At 36.0% G+C, this 14,020-nt stretch carries 12 protein-coding genes; 3 read left to right on the top strand and 9 right to left on the bottom strand.

The window, feature by feature from the left end:
* Positions 1-38: 38 nt before the first annotated feature.
* Positions 39-962 carry a shikimate dehydrogenase gene (aroE, locus tag M3225_RS13005; RefSeq protein WP_251394296.1) on the top strand — a complete coding sequence of 308 codons (924 nt, stop codon included), beginning with the start codon at positions 39-41 and terminating at the stop codon, positions 960-962.
* Positions 963-1,019: 57 nt separating this feature from the next.
* Positions 1,020-1,463 (top strand): type II 3-dehydroquinate dehydratase, encoded by a 444-nt coding sequence (aroQ, locus tag M3225_RS13000; RefSeq protein WP_251394294.1) that lies wholly within the window; start codon positions 1,020-1,022, stop codon positions 1,461-1,463.
* A 445-nt stretch (positions 1,464-1,908) separates the two neighbouring features.
* On the opposite strand, the gene M3225_RS29915 is transcribed toward aroQ, so the two are convergent.
* The 9 genes from M3225_RS29915 to M3225_RS12960 all read right to left on the bottom strand — a co-directional run bounded on the left by M3225_RS29915 (position 1,909) and on the right by M3225_RS12960 (position 13,023).
* Positions 1,909-2,034, bottom strand: a complete 126-nt coding sequence (locus tag M3225_RS29915; RefSeq protein ID WP_374109830.1) for a DDE-type integrase/transposase/recombinase — start codon at positions 2,032-2,034, stop codon at positions 1,909-1,911.
* 572 nt (positions 2,035-2,606) lie between these two features.
* Positions 2,607-3,767 carry an MFS transporter gene (locus tag M3225_RS12995; protein ID WP_251394292.1) on the bottom strand — a complete coding sequence of 387 codons (1,161 nt, stop codon included), beginning with the start codon at positions 3,765-3,767 and terminating at the stop codon, positions 2,607-2,609.
* 102 nt (positions 3,768-3,869) lie between these two features.
* Positions 3,870-5,093 (bottom strand): MFS transporter, encoded by a 1,224-nt coding sequence (locus M3225_RS12990; protein WP_251394290.1) that lies wholly within the window; start codon positions 5,091-5,093, stop codon positions 3,870-3,872.
* A 462-nt stretch (positions 5,094-5,555) separates the two neighbouring features.
* Positions 5,556-6,431: a sugar phosphate isomerase/epimerase family protein gene (locus M3225_RS12985; RefSeq protein WP_251394288.1), complete on the bottom strand. Its 876-nt coding sequence runs from the start codon at positions 6,429-6,431 to the stop codon at positions 5,556-5,558.
* A gap of 39 nt (positions 6,432-6,470) precedes the next feature.
* Entirely contained in the window at positions 6,471-8,228 is a 1,758-nt protein-coding gene (locus tag M3225_RS12980) for a thiamine pyrophosphate-binding protein (RefSeq protein WP_251394286.1), read from the bottom strand.
* A gap of 74 nt (positions 8,229-8,302) precedes the next feature.
* Positions 8,303-9,751 carry an aldehyde dehydrogenase family protein gene (locus M3225_RS12975; RefSeq protein WP_251394284.1) on the bottom strand — a complete coding sequence of 483 codons (1,449 nt, stop codon included), beginning with the start codon at positions 9,749-9,751 and terminating at the stop codon, positions 8,303-8,305.
* Between the two features lie 363 nt (positions 9,752-10,114).
* Positions 10,115-11,071 (bottom strand): hydroxymethylglutaryl-CoA lyase, encoded by a 957-nt coding sequence (locus M3225_RS12970; RefSeq protein ID WP_251394282.1) that lies wholly within the window; start codon positions 11,069-11,071, stop codon positions 10,115-10,117.
* Positions 11,071-12,279 (bottom strand): CaiB/BaiF CoA transferase family protein, encoded by a 1,209-nt coding sequence (locus M3225_RS12965; protein WP_251394280.1) that lies wholly within the window; start codon positions 12,277-12,279, stop codon positions 11,071-11,073. Before M3225_RS12965 ends, M3225_RS12970 begins: the two co-directional genes overlap by 1 nt.
* Positions 12,280-12,312: 33 nt before the next feature.
* Positions 12,313-13,023, bottom strand: a complete 711-nt coding sequence (locus M3225_RS12960; RefSeq protein ID WP_251394278.1) for a FadR/GntR family transcriptional regulator — start codon at positions 13,021-13,023, stop codon at positions 12,313-12,315.
* Between the two features lie 591 nt (positions 13,024-13,614).
* Here M3225_RS12960 and M3225_RS12955 point away from each other — a divergent pair.
* Positions 13,615-13,872 (top strand): HPr family phosphocarrier protein, encoded by a 258-nt coding sequence (locus M3225_RS12955; RefSeq protein WP_251394276.1) that lies wholly within the window; start codon positions 13,615-13,617, stop codon positions 13,870-13,872.
* The last annotated feature ends 148 nt before the right edge of the window (positions 13,873-14,020 follow it).

Genomic DNA, 14,020 nt, shown 5'->3' with positions numbered 1-14,020 from the left:
AAAGCAAGTTTATAAAATACTAAAAGGAGATTTTCAATATGACAACAACTGTATATGAAAAAACAACCGTACACGAAAAAAACATTGATGGAAAAACAAAATTAGTAGGACTACTGGCCACACCTATTGGACATAGTCTTTCACCACGTATGCACAACCTTGGTTATACATTAGCAGGTTTAAACTATGCATATCTTGCATTTGAAGTAGGTAATGACGAATTAGAAGCAACAGTTAACGGCCTTAAGGCTGCAGGTGTGGCAGGTTTTAACGTATCAATGCCAAATAAAATGAGGGTATTAGATTACCTTGACGAGCTGGATGATTCAGCTAAATACACACGTGCAAGTAATACGGTAGTTAACCGTGATGGTAAATTAATTGGTTATAATACCGATGGTCTTGGTTATGTGAAAAATCTAATTGAACACGGTGTGAACCTAAAAGATCAAAAAGTAACACTTGTTGGTTCAGGTGGTGCTGCAACGCCAATCGCTATTCAATTAGCGCAATCTGGTATCAGTGAAATCAGCATTTTTGCTCGTAATGATGAGTACTTTGCTCAAGCAGAAGAAAACGTAAATTATATTAATAATGAAATGAAAGAATTCGGTGTAAAAGCTAATATCTTTCCATTAGAAGATAAAGCAGCATTCCGTCGTGAGGTTGCAGAAAGTGCTATCTTGGCTAATGGGACAAGTCTTGGAATGAAACCATTAGATCACTTAAGTATTATAGACGACACTTTAGATGTATTACGTAAGGATTTAGTTGTAACAGATGTAGTCTATAACCCTCAAAAAACAAAATTTTTAACTCAAGCAGAAGAAGCTGGTGCGAAAACAATTAATGGATTAGGCATGATGTTATGGCAAGGTGCTTTAGGGTTCAAGTTGTTCACAGGTGTTGATATGCCGATGGAGCAAGTAAAAGAAATTTTATTTGGAGACAATCAAAAATAAAAAAACAATTTTTATAAGGTGGGAACCTTTTGAAAAAAACTGATAGGAGAGATAGCTATGACTAAAATTTTAATGTTACATGGTGTAAATCATAATATGTTTGGTAAGAGGGATCCTAAACAATATGGCACAATTACATTAGATGAAATTAATTCCAACATTGCACATTTAGCAGAAGAATTAAAGATTGAAGTAGAGACGTTCCAAACAAATCATGAAGGTGAAATGGTTGAAAAAATTCATGAAGCCTTTTTAACAGGTGTAGATGGTGTAGTCCTAAATGCAGGTGCTTGGACACACTACAGCTATGCAATTCGTGATGCTTTAGCCATTTTAACGGTACCAGTTATAGAAATTCATATGTCGAATATCCATGCACGTGAGGATTTCCGTCACAAATCAGTTTTTGCAGAAATTGCGACTGGACAAATTTCAGGATTCGGCGAAGAAAGTTACTTACTAGGTATTCGTGCAGCAGTAGCAGCTAGTTTTAATAAATAATTTTCAAATTAACCATTCCTAATAAGGGTTCTGTTGCAAATAATGTTTAATAGAGACATAGAACCTATATATTCTATTCTAAATTATGATGCAATTCTAAACAAACTATGTATAAATTCAACTTTATTTTGGGTAGACTTCACCTTAAGGTGAAGTCTTTTTTTTGATCACATGCATAGCTTTATTCCCCTCAATATAGAAATAACTGTTTGACATGACTTAAACCCTAACATAGAACTTACACGTTTATTAATGAAAGCTAGTCTTGTTCCACTATATTCTATATTACTAATACACCTTATTTGTCTCATTTTATCGCTTTCAGACGTCACGTGTTTTCTTGAGAATACCATAGATTTTTATCAACCGTAACGGCACGTGATGTTTTAGAATGAAGAACTGCTAAAGTTTTTTAAAAAAAGCGCTTGGCTGTTTGTTTATTTCTTCATTCACTTAGATAAAAATCAAAAATATCCTCTTCTAAATCGATTGCGCGATTTAAGTTTATCCATTTATCTTTTACCTTAATATAGATTTCATCGACTCTCCATGAGTCATTTGTTGACTTAATATAATGTAATACTCTTCTCCTAATCGATACATATTAATGAAACAAATGCATAGTCTTTGAGTGAGCGATTGATATCTCTCACTCAGACATCATTTCTACTCAAGAAAATATGAAAATAGATATTTTTATATTTGGAGTTTTTTGAATGAAAATAACCCGGAAAGTGGAAGGAAGTAAAAGTAGACAAAATGATATCTTTCCTGAAGTTGAAGTGGATTTTCATTGTAATATCAAGAGAACGTGAGGGGGAAGTGTACCAAAATGAGGTGAAGAATAATAAAATGGCTTTCTGTAGTAAGTATTCCTTTAATACTAACTCCGATTATTCTATTTGAGTTGCCAGGACTGAAGCCAAATTCAAAACGTTAAAATGGTCTTTTCCATTTTAGTTATTACTGGATGGTTATTGGCCATCCTTCTTCTTTTCTATCCATATCTCCCAAAACCATTACAAATAATTAAAGCTTTTCAACGATTTAGTAAGTCTCCTACTCCTGATGTGGAAATTTCAATAGCTATCTTGTTTTTATCAACAATTCCTTTCTACTTTATAACTTCTATTTTTTAGACCATCAATTATTTAACGAATTTGAGTTTTGAGAAGGGGTCTTCTCAAATAGAGAGTATCCACTATATAGAAGTAAGATTGCATTTGACCAGAATACGGGAAAGAACCCGAGTATAGATCCAAAATAACCAAATACAATTGGAACCAAAAATTGGACACATTTATTCACGGTCAGTCTGATCCCCAGAACTTCTCCAGTCCGTCCTTTAGGTGAATGGCTATAAGCCATTACAATAGATAATGGCTGACAACAGCCTAATCCTAACCCCATAATGAAAGAGATAATCATCAAAAAAATATAATCACTAAATAAAGGAAGTAAAAAGAAAGCGACTGCCGATATGGACAGACATGCTCCAAGAACAGTCTCTTCTTTAAATTTGCTTACTAGTGGCTGCATCAGCAAGCGTGAAAGAATATAGGCAATAGCATTAGAGCTCAAGATGATTCCAATGATAGAAGCCGAAAGTCCAATATGCTTTGCATACACAGGAAAATAAAACTCATACATTCCCACACCCGTCAAAATGATTCCACTTATAATAAAGGTCTTTCTTAAAGATCGTTTAACTAATAACTCAACAAACTTATTTTCTTGTTCTTTCACTTTAATAATTGCTTTTGGCAGTTTGATCCAATTAAATAAAAAGAAAAACCCGGGAAATATAGAAAATAAGGCTAATATTAAGTACGTCAGATCAAAATGCAAATGATCAATTGACAGGCCTGTAATTAAAGGTCCTAAAAAATTAGAAATGGCAACTCCCAAACTAAAAGTGGAAAAATAATATGAACGATTTTCTTTATTGCTCAAGGCACCGATTAAATTTTGCATAGAAACAATTGTAAATATCTGAAACAACCCAAGTAAAGATTGAGATATCACCAATATTAATAATTGGTTTGTAAACATATAAGGCAATAGCAGCGCTATACCTGTTCCTATCGCACCGATACCCAAGGGAAGACGATAGCCAATACGATCAGAAAATCTGCCGGCATAAGCTGCAAAAAGCATTGGGAACAAGGAGGTTGCTGCTACAATCCCTCCTAAATAGACAGCGCTTGCATGAAGGTCCAAAGCATATAGGGTTACAAGAACTGTATTTCCTCGAATACTAATCTGATAGATAAGAAATAGGGTAACAATGAGATAAAGAATCAAATATACTCATCCTTTTTGTGTAAAAATAATCTTGTTAATTGGAGATTCTTATAAAAAACGTTGTTTATATTCAAAAAATTAGAATTAATAATTTATTATAAATTATGAAGCCAAATGATCATAATTTTTTTTGTTCTTTTTATTTATTACTTTGCTATATCTGTAACAGACAAAGCCTGCCGACAATATACCAATTACAGCAATTACCGCGTCAAATACGAATATTTTAGAAATGGTAGTATGGCTCGCTATTAGGCCCGTAACAAGAGGAATAACGATAGCTGATACACCGCCTGCAGTGGATACGATCCCTGTTATAGTACCTTTATTCTTCCAAAAGAATTCTGCCATTACAGTTAAGGTTAACTGAAATACTCCTGCAGTTGAAAATCCTAATAAAAATGAATTGGCTATTCCTATGCTTGGTGACTTGACAGTTAATAAAACTAATAATGAAAGTAACGTAATAATTGGATACACTAAAAGAATGGTTACAGGTCGTACGATTCTCTTTAGTAATCCTGTCAATAATAAAACGGAAATCAGCCCGCCAATACTGTAATAACTTAGTAATTTTACCGAACCACCAGCTGCCATATTTAAAACTTCTTCACCATAAGTAGGCAACCATATTTGTGGAAGAGCATATAATCCACTTGATGTAAAGCCTATGATAATTAGGGCTACTCCTTCTTGCCAAAACTTTGGTTCAGACAAAAATTTATTATTCGTAGAATTCTCTTTCTCCTGAACCTTACGTGCATTTCTATGGTTAGGAAACGATACAGTAAATAAGAAAATCATGTTCACAAGATAAATCAAAGCAGGGATAAAAAATGAAAATCCATAAAATAATCCATGCTCGGAAAAAAAGAAAATGACAAAAGGAAGAATAGTTGCGCCTACGGATATAAAAGCTTTAACCAATACATTTGCTGATCCTGAATTTTTAGGAAATACTTCCATAAGAGCTGGATACGTACCTGCATCCATGGCTGAATTAGCTATACCTGCAATAATGGCGAAAATAAAAGCAATTTGATAACTAGGAGACAATGGTATACCTATTAGAAATATAACCATCATGAATGCTGAGACTATTACAAGTGGCTTTCTTCCAAATTTATCCGAACAAATACCGGATATAGCATAGGTAAGGACTCTGCCAATACCTAACGCTGAAATAATATAACTAATACCAGCACTGTTTGTATCTAATTGTTTCGTCAAAAAAGACATATTAGAGGCCAAGATGATATTAACCATGCCTAGTAGAAAATAGTTAATATACATTCCTGATGCCGTTTTTATATATGGGTTTCTCATTATTTACACACTCCTAAACAATCTTACGATTAAGTTACATCAATAACTTACATAAAATGGTAGCGTTTACACATATGCATATATTTTAGACGTCGCAAAGGTTCTATATATTCCCTCGTGCAACATAAAAAAGAGATGATAATCAAAACTGATTATCACCCAGATTCAAAGTTATTACGCTACTTTAACCATTTCATACTTTTATAGGGCTTAAATGACATTGATATAAGGTTTAGTATCTCTATAATCTCTCTTTTTATTTCAATGTATTTGAAATACCCTTATTATTTTAAGCACCAGAGTAGCTTTCATAACATCTGAATTGCAAAATTCCTGAGTAGTTAATATTTTATTTTTAAAACTTTTAGTTATTATTTGTTAGTAATCTTATCATTATCTCTTGAGGTATATAATTACACTATTCAAAATGATTCAGCACCTTTATGTATAGGTGAATGATATTTATCTTGTTGAATGAAAGCGCAATCGCTCTTCTTCCTTGGTTTGCCTAGAGAGGTAGTCCGCACGCGGATGATTATTGAGATAATCCTTTGCTGTCTGTAAACAGCGACGCGCAAACTCTTCATAACCTAATTCTTGAACACGTTTAGTGTGCGGCAACTCAATTGAATAGGGAATCTCAGGGATTCGATTAACGATACTTGCAACGTCAATACCGTCTTCATTCAAATATAAGCGTTCCTCTCTAAGAATACGAGTCATCTCTTCTTTTGAAGTTGGAATTTCTGAAGGTGCATTGCAAAGGTGGAGATAACGGAACCATTCACGAGGTACTTGATCTAAATCCTCAACCTTGTCTCTTGATCGATGAAAATGATGTACATCTATCATAAGACCGGAGTTTTCACATTTTGCCGTGTGAAGAACATCAAGTGCTCCTTTAAGAGTACAAATACTAGCAATTGGGACAAATTCTAATTCTACTGTCAAGCCAAATGGTTTAGCTAGATCGCATAGTTCAGCAAAACTTTCGATAGCAAAATTACGATCATCCATCCAGATGCTACTCAAAACATGCCGTCCGCCGAGTTCAGCAGCGACTTCCATCGCAGGCAGATAGCTTTTCGGATCGATCCCATCGCCAATACGTGCTAGTTCAATGTCAAGAAGCTTGACACCAGTATCGGCAAGGGCAGATTTTGTTTGTCGCATCATTTCCTTGTTTTCAGCTAAAGCATAGTTAGGTTCACCAGACAGACCCATATAAATGGGTCTTAAACTGATGAAATCATAACCGGAACGTGCAGCAATATACGTCATCTCAGGCGGTGCACAGCCAAGAACTGTAAGGTAAGCTAAAGAAAACTGCCTTGTCATCCTCTTGGTTCCTCCTCCATATTTCCGAATTATATCGATCTAAACTGATACATGGTGTACTTTCTTGTTTGGTGAATAGATATCCATGATGTTCCAATGCCCTGCTGTTGGTACTGGGTTATTTAACATGGCCACGTCAATGACAACTGGTTTGTTAGATGCAATGGCTTGCTCTAGAGCAGGCTTAAATTCTTGAGCTGATTGAATTTTTATTCCTTCTACACCATAGGCTTTAGCAATAGATGCATAATCTGGTGAATAGGCTTCGCCGTCTCTTTCAAATAATGTGCCGAGTGTGGTGCCAAAGTGAGCTTTTTGAAGTCCGGCAATTGTACCAAACGCATAGTTGTTCATAATAATCCAGATAACTGGAATGTTTTCTTCGGCTGCTGTGGCAAGTACAGCTGGATTTTGACCGAATCCGCCATCCCCCACTAGCGACACAACGACTTTATCCGGTAATGCCACCTTTGCTCCTAATGCTGCAGGAGCACCAAATCCCATTGTCGCAAATCCTCCAGGTGTTAAAATACTGCCAGCTTCATAAATTGGGAATTGTTGACCTACACCATTTTTATTCCATCCTACGTCTGTCGTAATATACGCATCTTTTGGAAGTACCTGACGAACTTCTTCTAAAATTCGTTGAGGCTGCATTGGAAATACATCATCTTGAATAAATGGCTCGTTACTTGCTTTAAACTCTTTACGATAAGTAGCAATTTCTTTCTTTAATTCTTCATTGTATAATCCTTCAGGTATCATCTCTTTTGCTACACGGTTTAGAACAGTTAGGGCTTGTTTTAAGTCAGCAACGACACCTATTTCAGCTGGATAATTTCGTCCGATCTCACTTGGATCAATATCAATGTGAATCAGCTTTGTTGGGGGAAAATTAAAGGTATATTCCGACTCCCATGAACTAGAATCAGCTTCTGCAAACCGAGTTCCTAATGCAAAAATATAATCAGCTTCTTTACACTTATCGTTAATAAACTTCGTTCCCCAGAAACCTGTCATTCCTAATGTCAATGGATGGTCATCAGAAACTGCCCCTTTCCCCATCAAGGAATGGGCTATTGGAATACTTAAATGATCAACCAATTCTCTCAATTCTTCGGCTGCATCAGCTAACATGATTCCTCCCCCTACATAAAATAGAGGATTTTTAGCATCAATCAGTTTCTGAATAATAGTTTTTGCTGTTAAATCATCGATAGATGGCTTTTGAAGTGTTTTCGTATTGTGTTTTAAACGTTCAAATAACGATACATCTACTTCTTTGGAGAAGATATCCATCGGTACAGATACTAAAACTGGACCAGGATTGCCACTCTCAGCTAATAAGAAAGCCTTTTCAATAATTTCTGGAAATAAGTCGGGACGATCCACTCGCCAAGCACGCTTCACAAATGGGCGATAAATTTCATATTGAGAGGCATCGGCGTGTAAATTTACTTCTTGGTGTGGATGTTTTCCGTAATAATGAGTCGGTACATCTCCAGCAATAACGACCATAGGGATGGAATCTAATGCCGCATTTGCGACGCCAGTCGCTGCATTAGTTAAACCAGGCCCTAAGTGACTTAAGACAACAGAAGCTTTTTTCGTCACACGCGCATATCCGTCTGCCGCATGCGCTGAAATTTGTTCATGTCTGACATTAATAAATTTAATTGTACTCTTTTCCAAAGCTGTTAAAACGGCAATGTTTGTATGTCCACAAAGACCAAAGATATGTTCCACTCCTCGATCTTCAAGGTATTTAACTAATTGATGTGAGATTAAATCTTTCATAAGTACACTCCTTTTCCTAATAGAGAATGAAGCGTAAACAGAGGATTACGTTTCATTCTCTATCAATTCAGTTTTTACTCATTATCCGGAAGTCGTAATACAATCATTTTCATTTCAGTCATATCTTCAATCGCATAGCGAGGGCCCTCACGTCCAACACCACTATTCTTCACGCCTCCGTATGGCCAATGGTCCAGTCTAAAGTTTGAAGTTCCGTTAATGACCACACCCCCCATTTCAAGTGAGTGAGCTACTTTGTAGGCTAAATCCATTTGATTTGTGAAAATTCCAGCTTGAAGACCAAAGTCTGAATCATTTGTTTCTTCAATAGCCTCTTCAATCGTTTCATATGGAATAATACTCACAATTGGTCCAAATACCTCTTCACATACTACTTTACTCTTTTTAGGAGGATTTAATAGAACCGTTGGTTCGACTGTAGCTCCATGCTGTTTGCCGCCACAAATTACTTTTGCCCCTAACTGAACAGCTTCTTGGATCCAATCTGTCACACGTGTGGCTGCATTCGTATCTACTACACAACCTACATCAGTATCAGGTAATAAAGGATCTCCAATCTTAAGTTTAAGCACTTCTTCTTTTAAACGTTCTGTGAATTCCGATACTACTGATTGATGCACATAGATTCGTTGAACAGAAATACAACTTTGGCCTGAATTACTGAATCCTGTTTTCGCACACATGGCAGCAGCACGATTTAAATCTGCATCATCATGAATAATAGTGGCAGCATTTCCACCTAATTCAAGTAATACTTTTTTCATTCCAGCTAATTCACAAATATTTGTGCTGGCTACTGTTCCACCTGTAAACGAAATCACATTTACACGATCATCTTTAACAATCTGTTGTGCAACTTGTCGTCGACCTAGAACCATGTTGATTGCATTTTCAGGGAATCCTGCTTTTAATAATAATTTTATTAATTCTGTCGCAATCAATGTTGTTTGCGAAGATGGCTTTAAAATTACACTATTACCAGCAGCAAACGCTGGTCCAACCTTATGACAAACCAGATTTAAAGGAGCATTAAACGGTGTAATTGCTGCGACAACACCCACAGGCACTCGGAAGGTAGAAGCAATAGCTCTTGTTCCTCGTTCAGAAGCATCGCCTGGTAGCGTTTCTCCCATTAATCTTTTAGCTTCTTCACCTGATAGCTCTAATGTTTCGATAGAACGCGCTACTTCATCGAGCGTATTTTTTAGGGGTTTTCCTAATTCTAAAGAAATAAGTTTGGCGAACCTTTCTTTCTCTTGCTCTAATAAACTAGCTGCTTGTTTTAAAATTTTAGCTCGTTGATGAGAAGGAATAGCTGCAATTTGTTTTTTAGCTTCATAAGCTGATGCCAACGCTTTTTCAACGTCCTCTTGGGTTGCCAATACTTGTTCTCCTATTACTTCCCCAGAATATGGACTTTTAATAGAAACGACCTCACGGTCTGCTGAAATCCATTCCCCATTAATATAAGGTTGCGATTGTTTTTCAATTGTTTCGATCATTTTGCCACCTACTTTTCTAAAATTGATTAAGGATCTTTCATTATTCATTACGCATTTTGTGAATAACTCTTTGTCTAAAGCATGATTTTTATAACCACCACTTTATAAAAATTAAGTTAGTATACGCTATGTTTGACCATATACTAGATTTTAGATCGATCTAATATAGCTTATTTTTAATTAAATTAATTATTTGAAAAGAAATTATACCTATAGATCGATCTAATATTCATCGCATTATAATATTAATTAGTTAATCAATTTAAGTTGAGCTGAATACAAACGCTTACAACACCTCCTTAAATTATATAACATTTATGAATGTTATTACTATAATAATAAGAAAAATATTATATTTTCTTATTATCCTAGTTTCTCTTGAACCTTTGGTGTAGCGTGAAGTTGAGAGCAAGGTCCAGCTTGAAGCATATAGCTTCCACCATCATGGCCAATGATTTGTTTTACATCCTTTGCCACTTCGATAAGATGATTGAGATCTATACCTGTCTCAATTCCAATCTCCATTAATCCATGGACGAGATCTTCTGTGGCAATATTTCCACTTGCCCCAGGAGCATATGGGCACCCGCCTAGCCCTATAACGGAACTGTCAAAGTTAATCACACCTTGTTGTAGGGCAGCTATCACATTAGAAAATGCCATTCCACGAGTATTATGCAAATGCATGGAGAAAGTCATTTTAGGAAAATCTTGTTTAAGGAGACCTAACATATCATATACTTGTGCAGGATTTGCCATCCCTGTTGTATCAGCTAAAGAAATTTCATTAATTCCCATCAATGTGTAACGCTCTACAATAGAAGCAATACGTTCGAATGGGACTCTCCCTTCATATGGGCATCCGAAAGCCACGGAAATTGATCCACCAACTTTGACATCATATTTTTCGGCTAATTCAATAATAGGGGCAAAACCCATTTGAGCTTCTTCCACAGAACAGTTAGCATTAGATACACTATGAGAGTCTGTTGCTGAAAGCATGAGTTTTAGCTTTTTGATTCCAGCATCAATCGCACGTTGTGCTCCTTTTACATTAGGAACTAATGCGCGGAATTTAATGTCTGTTAAGTCCTGAACGCTTTTTACTACTTGCTCAGCATCTTTAAGTTGAGGAATTGCTCTTGGGTGAACAAAAGATGTGAGCTCTATCGATTGGATACCTGTTTTGGCCAACTCTCGCACAATGTGAATTTTTTGTTCTGTTGGTATCCATTCATTTTCAGCTTGAAATCCATCACGTGGAGCTACCTCACAGATTACTACTTCATTAGGCAACCGTAGTTTTTGTATCCCATTCATTAAATAACCCCCTTCTCTTTTAAAACGGCTAATTCTGCAGCAGATAGGCCTAGTTTTCCTCCTAGAATTTCCTCGTTATGTTCACCTAATTCCGGTGCTCGGTGACGAATAGCTCCCGGAGTATGTGAGAACTTTGGAACCACTCCTGGAACTTTAATCTTTCCTAAGCGTGGATGCTCCACTTCTACAATATTTTCTCTTTCTTTATACTGAGGGTCATTAAAGATATCTTCGATACTATAAATAGGACTAACCGGTACACCAAATGAATCCAATTTTTCCTGCAATTCTGCTTGGGTAAAACCCCGAATCCAACTTGATACAATTTCTTGCACTTCATGATCATGTTTTAGTCGTTCTACATTTGTATAATAACGTGGATCTTTCAACATATCAGTTCTTTCCATTGCTTCTGCCAAACGGTCAAAAGTTGAATCTGTGCTGCACACAAGAACAACAAATTTTCCATCTCTTGTTTCGTATGTTCCCGCAGGACTTGAATGCCCTGCAAGACCAGGACTTCTTCCTCTCACTTTGCCATTCTGATCAAACTCGGCGACTAAAAATTCCATCATTCGGAAGATAGATTCATATAATCCCATTTCTACTATTTGACCTTCTGGCTGGTCATTTACATCTCGATGATAGATAGCGCTTACACAAGCAAATGCAGTATAGACTCCTGTAATATAATCCAATAAAGAATAAGAAGGACTGACAGGTGGTCGATCTGGGTAACCTTGCAAGTAGGTATGCCCACTAAATGCAGTACCAGGAGTACCAAATCCAGCTTTTTCTCGATAGGGTCCAGTTTGTCCATAACCTGATACGCGTACCATAACTAACTTAGGATTCACCTTTTTGAGTTCTTCATAGCCTAAATTCCATTTTTCCAGTGTACCAGGACGAAAATTTTCAATTAAAACGTCCACTTGACTAATCAGCTTTTTAAAGATTTCTCTTCCTTCGTCTGAGCGAATATCTAAAGTAACAGACTTCTTATTACGAGCTAGTCCAGGCCATCTTAAAGGTTCAGTTCCTTTCCAAGGCCCTACCGTACGAAGGGTGTCCCCTTTTCCTGGAAGCTCTACTTTGGTCACTTCTGCCCCTAAATCAGCTAGTAAGGTGGCTCCAAATGGAGCTGCAATCATCGTGGATATATCTAAGATTTGGACCCCTGTTAAGGGTCCATAATTTTTTGCTAACACTCTTAATTCCTCCAATAATACTGATTTATTTCTTTAGGATGTATGATTTTTTAGTACATTTTCTCTAATATGTTGAAGATGGGTATAAGTAGCTTTAACGGCCTCCGAAGAGTTTCCACGTTTTACAGCCTCCAAAATAGCTCTATGTTCCTTTAAAGATTGAGCATATCTTCCTTTTGAATTTAATGTTTGCTTTCGAACTTGACGGATCATATTTAAATTAGCTTCCATCATAGAAACAAACACGAAATTTTTGGTAGCCTCAGCTAGTGCTAAATGAAAACTACTATCGGCTTCTACTTTCTCATCCGGATATTTCAGTTTATCCTCCATTTTTAATAAAACATTTTCCATTTTTTCTATGTCTTCCTTAGTAGCCCTTTGGCTAGCTAACTTAGCAATTGTGGGTTCAAGCGTTTCCCTTGCCTCTAGAAAATAAATGATTGCTGATTTTTCTAACATATCAAGTGTATCGAAATGGTATTTTAATGTCATGTTCATGTCGACTTGTTGAATAAACCTTCCACCACCCGGCTTAGAAACAATAAGTCCTTCTGATTCTAATACCCGACAAGCCTCCCGTAGTGAGGTGCGGCTACAACCTATTGTTTGTGCTAAGGTACGCTCACTCGGTAAACGATCCCCTGGTTTTAACTTACCATCTTCGATTAATTGCCTAATTTGCACTACTATCTTTTCATACATTCGTTCATTGCGTACGCTTGAAAATACTTGATCACTCATGAGTGAACCTCCTACGTTTAATTAGAAAAACCGGGCTGCTGGTTAGTCCAATTAATTTGTATTATATTCAGATAATTCCTAACTGTCAAGATAATTAAATTTATTTTTAGCGCAACTTATTATGTCTCCTTCACTGTGTAGACTAAAATTTAAACTTATTACGGTATATAATGCTACCTTATTCATTCATTTTTGCACAGTCCTATCAAATATATGGATAATATCTGTTAAATTTTCTTACAAGTATAAAGACTTTTTAACTATGGAGGTAAATAAATTAAAAAAATCCTTTGATTTTAATTAGTCCTTCTGATAATATCAAACTAAATTGGACTAACCAGTAGCCCGATAATCTTTCGGCTTACTATTTCATGATTCTTAGGAATTTTATGCATGCATAAAACCAATAGCTATTGATGAAGAAATCAAAGAAATCGTCCAATGATGCATTATGACCATCGAATTATTAAAAAAGGTAACTGTTAGTTTCGTGGCTCAGTAAATGAGTTATGGGAGAATCCTAAACCTTTGTTATTAGAGAGGAAATAACATCTATAGGATAGATAGTCAGTGTAGAAAGAGTGAATGTTAATGATTTTAAAAAAACTTATTGCCCATTTACAGGAGGGACTTCAGGCTCGAAATGCTACTCAATTTGTGCAGAAAGCCTCTTCTTTTAACAGTGATATAAAAATAAATAAAAATGGAAGATCAGTAGAAGGTAAAAGTATTATGGGAGTAATGGCTATAGCCATTAGAAATAAAGAAGAAATTACTTTAACAATAAATGGAACAGATGAACAAGAGGCTTTAGTAAGCTTGAGGAATTTTCTTCAGAGTGAAAAATAAAAAAGTCTTAGTATGAGGAATTAGATTCATTTTTATTAACCTGATTTTCAGCTTGAAGAGCTTCCATCCAAAATTAGGATAGAATGGAGATATAAAAGAAGGTTGATGAAGGATTTTAGTTTATCTTCTCGTCATTGGACAATATCTC

Source organism: Priestia aryabhattai, assembly GCF_023715685.1.
In the GTDB taxonomy this organism is placed as follows: domain Bacteria; phylum Bacillota; class Bacilli; order Bacillales; family Bacillaceae_H; genus Priestia; species Priestia aryabhattai_B.
This window is presented reverse-complemented; position numbering and strand designations above follow the sequence as displayed.